13 protein-coding genes, 1 pseudogene and 1 other annotated feature are annotated in these 16,262 nt (G+C 48.5%); of the genes and pseudogenes, 3 read left to right on the top strand and 11 right to left on the bottom strand.

All coding sequences use genetic code 11. The annotated features are described in order from the left end of the window. From EKM96_RS08350 to ezrA, 11 genes are all read right to left on the bottom strand, one after another. Positions 1 to 672, bottom strand: coding sequence for a septum site-determining protein MinC (locus EKM96_RS08350; RefSeq protein ID WP_125642458.1), 672 nt, complete (start codon positions 670 to 672; stop codon positions 1 to 3). 18 nt (positions 673 to 690) lie between these two features. Beyond that, entirely contained in the window at positions 691 to 1,221 is a 531-nt protein-coding gene (gene mreD, locus EKM96_RS08345; RefSeq protein WP_125642455.1) for a rod shape-determining protein MreD, read from the bottom strand. A 13-nt stretch (positions 1,222 to 1,234) separates the two neighbouring features. After that, entirely contained in the window at positions 1,235 to 2,086 is an 852-nt protein-coding gene (mreC, locus tag EKM96_RS08340; protein WP_125642452.1) for a rod shape-determining protein MreC, read from the bottom strand. Between the two features lie 82 nt (positions 2,087 to 2,168). After that, positions 2,169 to 3,173 (bottom strand): rod shape-determining protein, encoded by a 1,005-nt coding sequence (locus EKM96_RS08335; RefSeq protein ID WP_061776702.1) that lies wholly within the window; start codon positions 3,171 to 3,173, stop codon positions 2,169 to 2,171. Between the two features lie 189 nt (positions 3,174 to 3,362). Beyond that, on the bottom strand, positions 3,363 to 4,004 hold the full coding sequence (locus EKM96_RS08330; RefSeq protein ID WP_225417717.1) for a JAB domain-containing protein: 642 nt from the start codon (positions 4,002 to 4,004) through the stop codon (positions 3,363 to 3,365). A 33-nt stretch (positions 4,005 to 4,037) separates the two neighbouring features. Further along, positions 4,038 to 5,357, bottom strand: a complete 1,320-nt coding sequence (locus EKM96_RS08325; protein ID WP_125642446.1) for a bifunctional folylpolyglutamate synthase/dihydrofolate synthase — start codon at positions 5,355 to 5,357, stop codon at positions 4,038 to 4,040. Positions 5,358 to 5,467: 110 nt separating this feature from the next. Beyond that, complete coding sequence (locus EKM96_RS08320) at positions 5,468 to 8,134, bottom strand: valine--tRNA ligase (protein ID WP_125642443.1); 2,667 nt, start codon at positions 8,132 to 8,134, stop codon at positions 5,468 to 5,470. A gap of 68 nt (positions 8,135 to 8,202) precedes the next feature. Continuing rightward, positions 8,203 to 8,415 (bottom strand) — a binding site (T-box leader). A gap of 20 nt (positions 8,416 to 8,435) precedes the next feature. Next, a complete protein-coding gene (gene tpx / locus EKM96_RS08315; protein ID WP_164511006.1) occupies positions 8,436 to 8,948 on the bottom strand; it encodes a thiol peroxidase in 513 nt (170 codons plus the stop codon). Between the two features lie 175 nt (positions 8,949 to 9,123). Beyond that, positions 9,124 to 10,341, bottom strand: coding sequence for a tRNA uracil 4-sulfurtransferase ThiI (thiI, locus tag EKM96_RS08310; protein WP_125642437.1), 1,218 nt, complete (start codon positions 10,339 to 10,341; stop codon positions 9,124 to 9,126). A gap of 20 nt (positions 10,342 to 10,361) precedes the next feature. After that, positions 10,362 to 11,507, bottom strand: a complete 1,146-nt coding sequence (locus EKM96_RS08305) for a cysteine desulfurase family protein (protein WP_125642435.1) — start codon at positions 11,505 to 11,507, stop codon at positions 10,362 to 10,364. A gap of 170 nt (positions 11,508 to 11,677) precedes the next feature. Then, the gene (gene ezrA / locus EKM96_RS08300) at positions 11,678 to 13,408 is read right to left on the bottom strand and encodes a septation ring formation regulator EzrA (protein WP_125642432.1); all 1,731 of its coding nucleotides are present in this window, start codon (positions 13,406 to 13,408) and stop codon (positions 11,678 to 11,680) included. A gap of 186 nt (positions 13,409 to 13,594) precedes the next feature. Here ezrA and EKM96_RS08295 point away from each other — a divergent pair, with 186 nt between their 5' ends. From EKM96_RS08295 to EKM96_RS10825, 3 genes and pseudogenes are all read left to right on the top strand, one after another. Beyond that, positions 13,595 to 14,065 (top strand): GAF domain-containing protein, encoded by a 471-nt coding sequence (locus EKM96_RS08295; RefSeq protein ID WP_125642429.1) that lies wholly within the window; start codon positions 13,595 to 13,597, stop codon positions 14,063 to 14,065. A gap of 200 nt (positions 14,066 to 14,265) precedes the next feature. After that, positions 14,266 to 14,871 (top strand): 30S ribosomal protein S4, encoded by a 606-nt coding sequence (gene rpsD / locus EKM96_RS08290; protein ID WP_125642426.1) that lies wholly within the window; start codon positions 14,266 to 14,268, stop codon positions 14,869 to 14,871. A gap of 968 nt (positions 14,872 to 15,839) precedes the next feature. Next, a pseudogene (locus EKM96_RS10825) lies at positions 15,840 to 15,974 on the top strand (helix-turn-helix domain-containing protein); the annotation flags it as partial. Positions 15,975 to 16,262 lie beyond the last annotated feature (288 nt).

Raw genomic sequence — 16,262 nt, 5'->3', positions numbered from 1 at the left:
TCAAATTCCTCCAATCCGGTTATATAACTTCGGATTAATCTTCTTTAAATTGTCCAGATGACCATACGACAGGACGTGTAAGTCGTTGACGTAGGCAATCGTTTGGCCTGAATCCGTCAACTGGTCCGGTTCAATAATGTCAAACTGTTCAGCAATTCTAATTTGTTGCGCCGTTTGAAGATTTCCCATAATCAGTTTGGATTCGTCGTCAGGGTAACCTGCCTGCAAAATCCCTGCCACATTACCCATAGAGAAAATATTCCCTGTGGTTCGGAGCTTACCACCTTCGTGGATCGTTCCTAGAAACAAGACGTCCCCTTGCATGGAAACTTCTTGACCGTTGCGAATGACCTTACTCAGCAAGTGAACATTCTCACGTTCACGCAACTGAATCGCGTCCGCAACCGTCATCACATTAGCAGCAATCTTATGGATTTCAAACCGGGGGTAATTTCCCACCAGTTGTTCAATCTGCGTCCGTTCATCCGCGGTTAAGATCCGGTCTTCCGTCAACACATCCAGCGAAACCTTAGTCGCCTCGAGTGCCTGAGGATCGGCCTTCAAGTTCTCCAACAGTTCTTTAAGATCCACCATGACTTGTTCAAAGCTGGCAGACTGTTTTAGTACTAAATCATAACCGTTTTGCGTTCCCCGTAATACGGCAGCTTGCATAGTCTTCGTTCCCTTCGCCTATTTTAACCAATTATACACCCATCGAATGGGGAAGAATAAGACGACAAACATCGCTAAGTTAAAGGCCAGAGTTGGCCCCAACGTGTTCACCATGAAATCCGTTCCCGACATTGACGACAGATGAATTGCCCGGCCAGCCAAATATCCCAGGGCCTCAAGAACGGTAATGTCGATAAAGTAAATCAACAACCCGCTCAAAAAGTTCGGTCGGATATAGCTTACTAGCAAGCGTGTCAGATAGACGAGCAACGGAAAGATGAAGATATAAATCCCAAAGATCCCGGTGTAGTACAGATCAAACACGATGCCGGCAACAATTGCCCAGCGACCAATCGGCATTTCAAAATCATTGGCATCAGCCTCGAATAGCACACCACAAACCAACCACAAAACCACCAGATGACTCACCATGGCCGTTGGGTAATGGAACATGTGCGCACTAAAGTTTTGACTGATCGACCCATCAAGCAGCAGCATTAAGAACAGGATAATCGGAAAGCCAAAGCGTAACTTTGATAATCGATACACGTGCCGTTCCTCCCTACTGCTTCGTTACAGCGACCGTCACAATGTTCAGGTCACTCAAATCGGTGGCTGGATTAATATTCAGCTTCGTTGACAGCCCATAGTCATCCCCACTAGCCTTGGCAACCTTACCAACGTAAAGTCCCTTAGGCGTCACGCCACCAAGACCGCTGGTAACAACCTTGTCACCCTTGCTGATCTTAGCCTTCGTCGTGATGTTATTCATGGTAATCTGACCAGTGGTGTTGTTATAGCCACTCAGGACCCCGTTGACCGTCTTGCCAGACTTGGTGGTAATTTGGACGGCAAACCGGTTCGCAGAATCATTGTTGTCGGTAATGAGCTCAACCTTTGAATTCGTCTTGTTCACTTCAGCAACCCGGCCAACCAAACCAGAACCGGACATGACTGGCATGTTCTTAACGACCCCGGCAGATGACCCCTTGTTGATAATCACTTGGTTTTGCCATGAAGATGGCGTCCGCGTGATGACGGCGGAAGAAATAGCCGTGTAGTCCGTCAAGGAATCATTTAATTTAATCTCTTGTTTTAATTGTTTGTTTTCCTTTGCCAAGGTTTGATCACGAACCTTGGTTTGGGCTAATTCACTCACCTGTTGCTTTAATTGCTGGTTCTCTTGATACGTATTCAACAGTTCGGAAACCGCACCAACAGACCCACTCAGGCCGTTCGCTGGTACGGCCACGACACGATCAGTCAGGCCGACAATGTCATTACCGAATTGTTGAATCAATGGGGGTGTCGACTTCTTATTACGAATAGCCACGGACACCGTCATCAAGGCAAAACTAACAATCAAGCAGACGATAATAATTACCAGTCGCCGATTGAAAGAAAATTTCTGCATGTTTGACCTCCATCTTAATTAACATTGGTCTTCACCAATGTTGTCACAATAAAGAAGCGGGAAGCTGCCTTCCCGCTAGTCCTTATTTTTTCTTCATGACGTCGATACTCTTCAAAGACTCACCAGTTCCGGCAGCAACACAATCTAATGGGTCGCTTGCGATGGAAACGGGAACCTTGGTCGCATCGGCAATAACTTCAGCGAGGTTTTTAAGCAATGCACCACCACCAGTTAAGACAATCCCATGGTCGATAACATCGGCAGCAATTTCTGGCGAAGTTTCTTCAAGGGTTTCCTTAATAGCGGAGATAACATCTTGTACGGGTTCTTGAATAGCCTTGGCTACGTCAACGGCAGAAACTTCTACCGCCTTAGGTAACCCGGTGATCAGGTCACGTCCACGAATGGTTGCGCCCTCGATCTTGTCGGCTTCTTCAACTGAAGCGGAACCAATGTCCATTTTCAGCTTTTCAGCGGTCCGTTCCCCAATCAACAGATTGAAGTTTGAACGAACGTAGGTGGCAATAGCATCATCCAGCTTGTCCCCGGCTACCCGGATTGAACGACTGGAAACGATCCCACCAAGGGAAATCGTTGCCACATCGGTGGTCCCACCACCCATGTCGACAACCATACTACCGGTTGGGTCCATTACTGGTAACCCGGCCCCGATAGCCGCTGCAAATGGTTCTTCAATAACGTAAGCGTCCCGTGCACCGGCTACTCGTGTAGCATCGATAACGGCCCGCTTTTCAACTTCCGTAACGCCACTTGGAACACAGACCATGACATATGGCTTACCGCTGGACTTACCGACAGTCTTTTCGATGAAGTACTTCATCATGGCAACCGTCGTATCGTAATCCGCAATAACCCCGTCTTTCATGGGGCGAATAGCGACGATACTGGCTGGCGTCCGGCCAATCATTGCCCGAGCGTCTTCACCAACGGACACAATTTCCCCAGACTTCGTGTTCTTGGCGACAACGGAAGGTTCGCGAAGAACGATACCCTTACCGTCAACATAAACAATTGTATTGGCGGTACCAAGATCGATTCCTATATTTTTCGTTCCTAATCCGAACACAGTGTTTCATCCCTTCATTGTCAACATAATTTTTAATGGATTTTTGACTTATTATTGATCGATAGACGTATTATAACATACTCATCTGTGTGAGAACACGTCGACAATGTCAAGAATACCGAACTTTTAATCAGAAAGAAATAGCATTAAGTGATTTTAATCAGTTTTTAAAGGTTATGACTTATTTCGTCACTGTTGTAATGGAAGCACCCCTTGTTCACGCCAACTAAAATAGGTCGTCGTGCCGACTACAAAGCCATCCAGCAAGGGGATCCCCATCAATTTCCCACACTCGGCAACTCGACGGACGAAGGCCAGATCCTCTGGCGACGGGTCCACCGCCCCACTCGGATGATTATGAGCGAGGATCAGTCCCGCGGCCTCATGCAGCACCGCCAATTGAAAAATTTCGCGGGGATGGACGGGACATTGATTTAGCGTTCCCTGGAAGACCAGTTGCCGCAAAATAATTCGGTGTTGATTATCCAGCAGTAGGACTTCTACCCGTTCTTGACCCAGGTAGCGCAGGTCATCAATCAGCCGCTGGCCTAGCTGGCTTGAATTCAAGACTTCCCCGACAAACTGTCTCGGCGCCGACTGGACCCACCGCCCTAAGTCAATTGCCGCCAACAATCCTCGCCGTCGTGGGTTGCCCGCAATGTAAGCCCGTTGTTGGCGGTGACTGGCATACCGGAGCTGATCACAACTCGTAAAGAAGCGAAAGAAGCGGTCTAATTCACTCACCGTGAGCAATCCCAATTGTCGCAATACTCGCCTAACAAGCCGCCGTTCATTGTCCTTAGTCAATCGTCCTTTATTCACCGTTGTCATCCCCTTAAGGTCTAACTCCGGTATTAACCACCATTACTTTTCGTCATCCTTAAAGTAATGCCGAACCTCAGAGATAAAGTAGAGTGAGCCTGTTAACAAGAGTAGGTCCTCGGCCGACATCGTTCCCAACGCCGTTTTCAGGGCCGTTGGCCAATCGGACGCCATGGTAACGCGGTCAGACTGATCAGCTGCCCCCTCCAACTCGGCGGGCGTAGCCGCCGCGCGCTGCCCTGGCCCCTGAAATTGCGTCAAGATCAGATGCACATTAGGCACCTCAAGTAGCGTGGCTACCATCTGTTGATACTGCTTATCCGCCAGAATGGCCAGAACAATATACACATCATGCTGGGCAAAGTGCCGCCGCAATAATTCTGCCATCTCCACCATCGCTGGCTCGTTGTGGGCACCATCAATCGCAATCAGTGGCTGAGCATTGACCCGTTCAAAACGACCTGGCCACTGGGTCGCCTTCAAGCCACGGCGAACGTCAGCGGGCGTCACTGTCAGTCCACGAGCACGCTGAGCCAATGTGAAGGCCGTCAGAGCGGTGGCCGCATTATCAATTTGATATTGGCCTAGCAGCCCCACCTGCAATCGCTGCCAGTGTTCCGTGTCGAAGTCGTAGGCAAAGCGTTCGCCCCACTGCGCTTCGGGTTCATTTGTCACCGCATAATCACGACCTAGGGCAACCACCTGAGTTCCCTTATCCCGAGCCGTTTGATCCATCACCGCTAGGGCATCTTCGGGTAACCGACCACACACCACCGGCACATTTTGCTTAATAATCCCGGCCTTTTGCGTGGCAATCTTCGGAATGGTATCCCCAAGGATTTTCATATGATCCAGGCCAATCGTGGTAATGACGGCAACTAACGGCGTAATAATATTCGTCGAATCGTAAAGGCCACCCAGCCCCACTTCGACCACCACCACATCGACTGGATGCGTCGCGAAATAACAAAACATCAGTGCCGTATCGATTTCAAACTCGGTGGGACCTTCCTCTGCCAGCTCTTCGTCCAGCTGGGCCACCACGGGCGCCACCCGATTGACCAGGTCGACTAACTCATCATCGCTAATTGGTTCACCGTCACGACTAATCCGCTCATTGAACCGCGTGATAAACGGTGAAGTAAAAGTTCCCACCGTATCGCCGCTAGCCATGAACAGATCCCGAAGAAAGGCCACCGTTGACCCCTTACCATTCGTCCCCGCAACATGCACCATCGTCAAACTTTTCTGTGGATCGCCCAGTCGCGCCATAAATTGTCGCATTCGAACCAGCGTTGGTTTCTTTTTGAATCGATCCCGGCCGTGAATAAACTGCAGGGCCTCAGCATATGTTTTTACCACTTTAAAACCTCCCGTCAAACTTCTGTTATCCAGTGTAGCAGACTTCACCCCCCCGGCGATAAAAAAAGGCGTCACAACCATCGATCATGGTCGTGACGCCTCACCCAACCCTAAAGTTGCGCTTTAATTTCTGCTAATCGTTGCTTTGTCGCAGCTAACTTCTTCTCGTTATCTGCTTGCTTGTCGCGTTCTGCCGCCACAACATCTTCCGGTGCGTTGGCCACGAAGCGTTCGTTGCCGAGCTTCTTCGTTGCCCGATCGACTTCGGCCGTGTACTTGGCAACTTCCTTATCCAAGCGCTTGGCCTCATCGTTCAAGTCCACCAATTCGGCCAATGGTACGGAAACTTCTGCATCCGTAATCACACTGGTCATTGCCAGCTTAGGCGCAACGAGGTCGGCACCAATGGCGAAGTCCTTCGGGTGAACGAACCGGTCAATGTAGTCCCGGTTGTTCTCGAAGACGCTTTGCAAGTGAGCATCGCTCGTCTTGATCTGCAAGTCAATTGGCGTTGACATTGGCGCATTGGCTTCGGCACGAATGTTCCGAACCGCCTTGATCAAATCAATTAGGCTCGTCATTTCGCTTTCGGCCGTTGGATTGTCAAACTCGGTGTGGGCAACTGGATAAGCCGCCGTTACCAATGACTGACCGTCGTGTGGCATAGCCTGCCAAATGGCTTCAGTGACGAATGGCATGATTGGTTGTAATAAGCGTAACGTTTGGTCTAAGACGTAGGCCAACAAGTCTTGCTTGGTTGCCTTGGCATCGGCGTCATCACCGGTCAAGACTTCCTTACTCATTTCAATATACCAATCACAGAAGTCGTTCCAGATGAAGTTGTAGAGGGCCCGGCCAGCTTCACCGAACTCAAACTTATCGAACATTTCCGTCACGTGCTTAACCGTGTCATTCAAGCGACTCAAGATCCAACGGTCCGTTAAGTCCCAGTCACTTTCGGCAGGAACCACTGGCTTGGTGTTTTCACCCAGGTTCATGATAACAAACCGGCTGGCATTCCAGATCTTGTTGATGAAGTTCCAAGCGGAATCCATCTTCTTGTAGCTGAAACGGACGTCTTGACCGGCCGTTGAACCGGTGGACAGGAACCACCGGAGGGCATCGGCACCGTACTTGTCGATCACGTCCATTGGGTCAATCCCATTACCCAAGGACTTACTCATCTTGCGACCCTCTTCGTCACGAATCAAGCCATGCAAGAGCACATGTTTGAATGGCCGCTTACCAGTAAATTCGAGGCTTTGGAAGATCATCCGAGAAACCCAGAAGAAGATAATGTCATAACCCGTTACCAATGTGTCCGTTGGGAAGTAACGCTTGTAATCGGCGCTATTTTCATCGGGCCAACCCATTGTGGAGAATGGCCACAGGGCACTTGAGAACCAGGTGTCCAAGACATCGGGGTCTTGTTCCCAGTTTTCTGGGTCCTTAGGGGCTTCCGTATCCACGTAAACCTCACCCGTTTGCTTGTTGTACCAGGCTGGAATCCGATGACCCCACCAGAGTTGACGTGAAATAACCCAGTCATGAACGTTATCCATCCATTGCGTAAAGGTATGCTCGAACCGTTCGGGAACGAAGTCAACGGCGTTGTCACCGGACTGGTTCTTGACAGCCTCTTCGGCCAATGGCTTCATCTTCACAAACCATTGCGTCGAGAGCCGGGCTTCAACTTGAACTCCGGTACGTTCTGAGTGACCAACAGAGTGGACAATTGGGTCAATCTTCAGCATCAATCCTTGGGCATCCAGGTCAGCAACCATGGCCTTACGAGCATCGAAACGGTCCATACCGGCATATTTGCCGGCCTTGTCGTTCATCGAGGCATCTTCGTTCATGGTGTTAATCCGTGGCAAGTCATGCCGATTACCCACTAAGAAGTCATTAGGATCATGGGCTGGGGTAATCTTAACCATCCCGGTCCCAAATTCAGGGTCAACGTATTGGTCGGCAATGATTGGAATGTTCCGGTCGGCCAATGGCAAAACAACTTCCTTGCCCACCAGGTCCTTGTACCGTTCGTCACCAGGGTTAACGGCGACGGCCGTGTCCCCCATCATCGTTTCTGGACGAGTCGTGGCGATTTCAATGTAGTGTTGACCATTGAAGGTAAAGTCTGGGTCGGCAAATGGATACTTCACATGATAGAAGGCCCCTTTGTCATCCTTGTGAATAACTTCGATATCAGAAAGTGCGGTCCGGGCCTGTGGATCCCAGTTGATAATGTATTCGCCCCGGTAGATCAGGCCCTTCTTGTAAAGGGTCACGAAGACCTTCTTCACGGCGTCTGACAACCCGTCATCCAAAGTGAACCGTTCCCGTGAGTAGTCAAGGGAAAGGCCCAGCTTGGACCATTGTTGGTGAATGGTCGCGGCATATTCGTCCTTCCATTCCCAGACCTTCTTGATGAATTCCTCGCGGCCTAAGTCATAGCGAGAAATACCTTGTTCACGCAGCTTGGCTTCAACCTTGGCTTGCGTGGCAATCCCGGCGTGGTCCATCCCTGGCAACCAGAGCGTATCGAACCCTTGCATCCGCTTCTGACGAATAATCATGTCTTGCAGCGTCGTATCCCAGGCATGGCCTAAGTGCAACTTACCGGTAACATTTGGCGGCGGAATCACGATTGAGTATGGGGTTGCCTTCTGATCCCCACTTGGTTTGAATACATCTTCGTCCAGCCAAGTCTGATACCGACCCGCTTCAATCGCGGTCGGGTCATACTTGGTGGCCATGTCAACTTCTTTATCTGCCATATTTTCAATTCCTTTCTTGACGTCGAAGTCTGTGGCAAAACGCACAAAAAGAGACTTCATCCTAAATTTATTAGGACGAAGTCTCTTCGCGGTACCACCTAAATTGGGCGTTCATGCCCCACTTAACTTCTTTGTTAACGGAGTGTGCTCCGGACAGGACTTACTCAACTTCGGTCCTTCAGCTCCCAAGCTACATTCACGCTAATGGCTTGACCGGTTCCCAGCATTCCCGGCTCTCTGAGCAATCCCATTAGCGCTACTGACTTGATCAACGCTACTTTTTAATAGTGTACTCAATTATCTAGTCAGCGTCAACTCGTGAAACTAACTTTTCTAGGGCCTCGATGGCTGCCAGGTAGTTCGGTTCATCGGTTTGTTCGCTAACAATCTCCCGATAAGTTACCTTACCAGTATCATCAATAATCCAGATTGACCGTGCCAGATTCCCGGCATTTGGCACGTACAAGCCCATTTCATAACCGAAGGAAAGTTCTTCATCGGATAACAGGTCCACATTTTCCACGCCTTGGGCCGCACACCAACCGGTTTGTTCCGCAATGGTGTTGTTCGAAACCGTCAGGAACTTAGCGTCTGGGTAATGATCCGCCTGCTGGATAAACTTGCGAGTTTGCAGAGTGCAAACTGGTGTTGCCAAGTCTGGAACAACACTAATCAAAGCAACCTTGCCAATCAAATTAGCCGTCTTGACCTTGGCATTGCTCTGATCAAACAGTTTAAACTTTGGTAATTGGTCTCCTACTTCTGGGACGGTCCCAGAGAGAGCCATTTTGTCGCCGCGCCATGATACTTCCACGCAGATCAACCCCTTCAAATTGATTAACCGGCTTCCACCGATCATTAGCTTAATTATCGCGCATTGCCCCCTGGCCTGACAAGCGTTTTCACTGAAAAAGCTAAAAAACTCCTTCGCCCTGTCGAATTATAAAAAAAGGACCCGACATTTAGCCGGATCCCTTCAGAAAGTTAAATTAAAGTAACTCTGCAAAGACGTCTTCGTTTTGATTCAAGAACTTGTCGTTGGGCCGGATGTCCGTAATGGTAATCCCTTCCAATGCTTCCTTCATCAAGCCCTCAACGTCGATGTACTTTTCATACTTGCGAGACTTTTCCAGGTCAGGCCGCGTCTTTGGTGCTGGCGGCGTGAAGATGGTACAGCAGTCTTCGTATGGCAGAATAGACAGGTCATAGGTGTCGATGTCTTCGGCAACCTTGATGATTTCCGTTTTGTCCATCGATAACAGTGGCCGCAGGATTGGCATGGTGGTGACATCGTTAATCGCCATCATGCTTTCCAGCGTTTGTGAGGCCACTTGGCCCAAGGATTCACCGTTGAAGATCCCCTTGGCATGCCGCATCTCGGCGATAGCCGCCGTTAAGCGTAGCATTAACCGCCGTTGGATGGTCATCAGGTAACCTTCTGGCACCTGTTCCTTAATGGTCTCTTGAATCTTGGTGAATGGCACCTGAATGAACTGAATGCCACCGGAGTAGCCGGCCATACGGGCGGTTAATTCCTTGGCCTTGGCCAGGGCTTGTTCCGACGTGTATGGCGGACTGAAGAAGTGCACCATATCCAGCTTAACACCGCGTCGCATAGCATAGTATGACGCAACGGGCGAGTCAATCCCACCCGAAAGCATCATGACCGCCTTGCCACCGGTTCCGACTGGTAGGCCACCGGCCCCTTGAATCGTGCGACCGGATAAGAAGACCCCGTTCATGCGAACTTCCACCCGCAAGGTCAGGTCAGGCTTCTTCATCTTGACCTGAATGCCAGGGACATTCTCTAGAATATAGCCACCCAGCAGATCGTTCAACTGGTTCGTGTCATATTCAAATTCCTTGTCCTGGCGACGCGTGTTAATCTTGAAGGTCATGCCAGGTTCAAAGATCTCTTTGACCATGGCTAGAGCCGTCGCTTTAACGGCATCTATATCCTTTTCAACCTTAACGGAAGGTGAAAAGTTTTCAATCCCAAAAACGTCGCCTAACCGGTCCATGACGGCGGCAGAATCTGCCCCGTTCAAGGTAACGTGTAACCGGTCGTGTTGTGCCTTAATCTCAAGTTCTTCAAACTGTTGTAAGGCTTTGCGGACGTTATGACCGAGTTGTTTGATGAAGTCTTTCTTGTTTTTACCCTTCGTCGACAACTCGCCATAGCGTACCATGATTTCGCTGTATTCCATTCCGCGACCCCTTTCGTCGTTTAGCTTAGCTTGGCGAACTCCGTGTACAGTTCATCAAAGACTTGGTTAAATTTCTCAGCTTCGGCCATCGTATTGTGTTCATCCAGTGAAATCCGAATAGCACTCGTGGCAATCCCATCATCAATCTGCATGGCTTGCAGGGTGCTGGATTCGACGTGTTTCTTGGATGAGCAGGCGCTCGTGGTCGAAATGTAAATATCATGTTGCTCGAAAGCGTGAACAATCGTTTCCCCGCGGACACCGGCAATCGCGAAACACAGAATGTGTGGGGCAAAGACTGGTAGATCCTTAGAGAACACCGTCACGTTCGGGAACTTTTCGACGTGATGCAAGATGGCCAATCGAATGGCCCGCTGTTGTTTAACCTTGGCGTCCTCGTCTTCCAACAATAACCGCATAGCCTTGGCCATTGCCGCGATCGCTGGTAAGTTCTCAGTCCCGGAACGTAAATCCCGTTCTTGACCGCCCCCGGCCATCAAGGGTGAAATCATCCGACCCTGACGTTTGTACATGAAGCCAATGCCCCGTGGCGCATGGAACTTATGGCCAGAGAAGGTCACGAAGTCCACGCGATCGTTGAAGATCTGCTTAAACAGACCTTTACCAATCCCTTGGACGGCATCGATGTGCCAGTGAATCTTAGGAAAATCACGTAAGACATCCGCGATTTCGGCTAGGGGTTGAACGGCCCCGATTTCATTATTAACGGCCATCGTGGAAACCAGAATCGTACTTGGACGAATAGCGGCGCGCAGGTCGGCTGCGGAGACCCGGCCGTTCTCGTCTACAGGTAGATAGGTAACCTCGAAGCCCAATTGCTTCAGCTGTTCCATGGAATTGTGAACGGCTGGATGTTCGACCTCGGTCGTAATCAAGTGGTTCCCGAATTCCCGTTTCATCATGGCTGTGCCCTTAATGGCCCAGTTATCACCTTCGGTACCGCCACTAGTGAACAAGATTTCACTCAGTGAGGCGCCCACTAAGTCGGCAATTTGCTGGCGAGATTGCTCCAGTAAATTGAAGGCTTGCTCCCCAAAGTTGTGCAGGCTCGATGGGTTTCCCCAGTAGTTAGCACTGACCTTAGCATACGTATCAACGACAGCCGGCGCCGGCTTAGTCGTTGCACTGTTATCAAAATAAATCATACAGAACCCTCTTATCTATTCTATTGGTTCGACTCCGATAGAAATTCTTTCTCATTATAAACACAAATGTTCTCAACCACAAGCCCCGCCCCTCATTCCACCAATGAGCCAGTTTCTCTTAAATAAAAAAACGAGGCGGCCACGATTGGGCACCACCTCGTTACTCGGGCTTATTCTTCTGTCTTCTTTTCAGGCTTCTGGGTTCCCTTACGATTGTAGTAGGCATCCTCTAGTCGCTTGTAAGAACCGGGTTCAACCTCGTCCAAAACCGTGGCGATGGTTTCCAACGCCTGGGCGTATTGATAATCCTTTTCAAACAGTTGCGAAGCCTTCTTGCTGGCAGTCGCCACGTCTTCATGGCTGACCTGATAGCGATTGGCGTATTGCAACAATTGCTCGGCCAACTGTGAACTATCGATGAGATCTTCCGTCTTCTCCTTTAAGGTATCCAAATCGGTTTGGATAATCAGCAATTGCTTGGTGATCCGTTCCATATCGATCTGGGGTTGGTCCATATCGGTTGCGAGTTGTGCAACCTCATCGCGAACCACGAAGAAGTAATCCAGGTAGGTTTGAGGAATCCCGGGCAAATTCAGATTTTCAACTTGCCGTCGCAGGCTATGCAGGTTGAAGTCGAACTGTTGCAAGGTTTCTCGTGCTTGCCGTTCTTCATCAACCAAGCCGGCAACGCTCTTCAAGATTTGCCCCTGTTGTTCCTCAATCTGAGAGAGGTCCTTGTTTTGATGTTCTTGGTGTTCCAAGATTTGGGAATATGTAGCCTGTTTGTCGGCAATGGCCTGAACGTCTGCCTGATAGATGCCATCAATGGTTCGAATCTGCTCGTTGAGTTCCCGAGCCGTTTCTAACTCTTGATGGTCCAGCGTGTAATTCTGGCCTAGTCGATCGAGTTCATTAAGTAAGGTGTGACTCTGGTTTTGGGCGTGCGCGATAAACTTGGCAACCCCATCCAAATTGGCGTCAACCGGAGACTTCGAATCGAGCTCCGTTTGCATCAAGTCATAGACCTGATCAATTTGATTGGCAATTCGGTCATTAACGACCTGAGCATCCTCAGGGCGTAAATCCTTTAAGGTTGTCAGGTTCTCATTGATTCGATCCTCAATCTTCTGAATCAGGTCGGGCAAGTTCATTTCGCCAAAGTGATAATGTTGGTCACTCAGTTGTTGATACCCACTCTTCAATTCCTTGACTTGGTCGGGATAAGTGACGGTCAAGTCCTTATACAATGGTGGAATGTCAGCAATCAGATCATCCAGTACGCTGGTATCTTCCTTGAGCTGTTCTAGGACGTCCGCCGCCCGCTCATGGTCGCCCTCCTTGGTCAGCTGGGTAAAGGTATCAAAATCATCTTCCAGTTGGCTAAGTCGTTCCTCAAGCTTATCAATGCTAGGACCAAAGGCAAAGTTTTTGGCAAGCAAGGTCTTGCGCAGGCCTTGATACTTCTGCTCCAATTCGTGAACCGCCTGACGGTGCTGCTTGTCCACCTCTTGAAGGTTGGCCAAGTCAGCCTGGACAGATTGAATGAGCTCATCGGTCTCATTAACCAATTGCGTCACCTTATTCAGGGATTGCCGCAATTGCGGTAGGTTGACCCCGCGAGAATCGTCTGTTAACTGACTCAATTGTTGGTCAATTCGTTCAAAACGATGCTCTTTGATATCCGTGTAATCCGCCTGTAAGTCTTCGTATTTTTCAAGAGAATGGCCGGTTAGACTCATCTCTCCCACTAATTTAATTTCATCCGCCAAGGGGATGGTCATCATGGATTCCTTTTTAGTGGTGAGGGCAGCCACCTGTTTCCGTACCCGTTGCTGGTAAGCGAGTACGCCCAGGTAGACGATAATCGCCAGAATAACGATTCCAATTAGCACACCAATCATTTTGACCCCATCCTTCATCCGCTTTTAAAACGCTAACAAGTTGCAAAAAAGCGTCGTTCATTTTACAATTTAATCTAATTTCGATTATAGCATAAGTGGCGCCTACGCTTCACTAGGTTTTCGGGATTCACTGAACGTTTTTCGCTATGATTGATTCAGAATGACAAAAAACTTGGAGGCCTTTACATGAGTGAACCAATTAATCCCATTATTAACGATCAGCTCGATGCCCTGCTTCATGGGGAAACTAATTTAGTGGCTAACCTGGCCAACGCCTCCGCACTCCTGATGCAGACGCTATCCGATATTAACTGGTCCGGCTTTTATCTTTACCAACCGGACACCGACGACCTGATTCTTGGGCCCTTCCAGGGCAACGTTGCCTGTGTCCATATCGAAAACAACAGTGGTGTCTGTGGCACCGCACTGGCAACCCAAACGACGCAATTGGTCCCAGACGTCCATCAATTCCCCGGTCACATCGCCTGTGACTCCGCCAGCAATGCCGAAATTGTGGTGCCTTTAACCCTAAGGGACGGAACCAAATTAGGGGTCATGGACATTGATTCCCCTATCAAGGAGCGTTTTACCACTGCCGACCAGGCGATCCTGGAGAAATTCGCGGCCATTTTACTGACACACATTGACAAAGCTTAACAAATCTGGGTATAATGGCGTTTGTGTAAAATAATGCAGCGATAAGTGGTAAGCTCGTCAACAGATTGTTGCCGTTACATTGGTTCAGGAAGTAACCTGCGGCTGCATACGGTGAAACCTGCAAAGCAATCTGCACGAATACTAAACTTATAAACAGCTTATTTTACTCCAAATAACTTATTTTATTGGAGGAACTATCTATGTCTCGTTACACTGGCCCAAGCTGGCGTATTTCCCGTCGTTTAGGGGTATCCCTTTCCGGCACTGGTAAAGAATTAAACCGTCGTCCTTACGCACCTGGTGATCATGGTCAAGGTCGTCGTCAAAAGTTATCTGAATACGGTACGCAATTGCGTGAAAAGCAAAAGCTCCGTTTCACTTACGGCATGACTGAACGTCAATTCTTCAACTTGTTCAAGCGCGCCGGCAAGATCAAGGAAGGTACCCATGGGACTAACTTCATGATCTTACTCGAACGTCGTCTTGACAACATGGTTTACCGTTTAGGTTTGGCAACGACTCGTCGTCAAGCTCGTCAATTGGTTAACCATGGTCACATCACTGTTGATGGCAAGCGTGTCGACATCCCTTCATACGAAGTAGAAGTTGGCCAAGTTATCTCAGTACGTGAAAAGTCCAAGGACATGACTGTTATCAAGGGTGCTGTGGAAGCCGTTGTTGGCCGTCCACAATACGTCCAATTCGACGCTGACAAGCTGGAAGGTTCCCTTACCCGCTTCCCTCAACGTGAAGAATTAGATGCAGAACTCGACGACTCTCTTATCGTTGAATACTACAACCGTTAAGATTAATTCTTACTGGTTTAAAAAGTCTCGCCTGTTGGCGGGATTTTTTTGTGCATGCATTTAGCCAAAGTAACTGTTCAATAATAAAAGTTGCTCAACTCACGACTAAAGGTCTACTAACGGTAGATATCCTAAGGAGGTTTTGCGATGACCAAAAAGCTCACGACGATTTTGCTGTCGACGGCAATTATCCTGAACTCACTGTCGCTGATCATCACGCTTCACCACCGACTCACCGACCACCAGACGTCGGAAGACTAATTCACCGAAAAAGGGATTCAACAACGAGCTTACATCGTGGTTGAATCCCTTTATTTTCCCTATTTTTCGCTAATCAATTAGATCTTTTTGGTTTTTTCGATTCATACAAGGTGCTTTAAACGCTGCTATTCTGGCATTTTAAAAATTCCATTTCTATTGTTCATTACTGTTTACTCTCGATTTGAGGGAGATTTTAGGGCAGGGCTTATGTACACGATTAAAAACCACTTCTCTTTTGAGAGGTGGTTTTTCATGCTCTTATTTTGAATTAATCCTGCTATACGCTCAGCAATGTATACCACAGGGCGTGTTGTAGTGGTATAGAAAAGAGGCGAGGTGATGAGTAAAAAAAGGAAAAAGAAGCAAGCAGACAAAAATACTGAGTTGACAACCATCCTACTGACTATCAACATCATCCAAGGCATTGTAGCACTGCTTAATTCTCTTCCTCATCACAAGTAACACGGTAAGGGTCTCCGGGCCCTTACTTGGTGTATACTAAATTATAGCATAGGAGGGCTTATTATGCGCTTAAAGAAGATTACCATCCTACTTTATGTTGCTATTACGATTAGTGGTCTATCCCTACTGGTCAGTATCTTTAATCTAATCTCAAATTTCAGGTAATTAAAATGTCAGATCATAGTGACTTGAACAATCCAGAAATCATGACTGCCACTGATACCGCTAGATGATGGGAGAAAGCCCCGGATTACGTCCGCCAAGCTCTCAGAAGCACCCCCGCTCGTTTTCCAGATGGATCAGTTAAGTTATTCGGCCGTCAGTTCATTGTAACCTGCGAAGTTATGGAGGCTGTCAAAGGCCATGCTGAAATACAGTAAGGAAAAAATCGGCACTTGTCCACTGGTGTTGAGGGAGAAGTGTGGGATTTCAATTCATTTACGAATTGGACTCTTTTTTTCTATGCTGATTTAAATTCGATTTGTACTAAATCTCGAGTAAACTGTTCTTGGGACAAATCACTCATTCTCGCTTTCTGCTGATTCTGGTGGATTGGTGCAGGTACAATAGTAATGTGTCCTTTTATTATATGGTAGATTGTAAAATTTAAGTTGAACATATTAGTGGACAGAAAAACCCATAAAGGTCTTTAATGGTGTCACCACAAC

Origin of the sequence: Levilactobacillus tangyuanensis (assembly GCF_003946545.1) — a bacterium.
GTDB lineage: Bacteria > Bacillota > Bacilli > Lactobacillales > Lactobacillaceae > Levilactobacillus > Levilactobacillus tangyuanensis.
The sequence above is the reverse complement of the archived record's forward strand: the minus strand, read 5'-3'. Positions and strand labels throughout refer to the sequence as shown.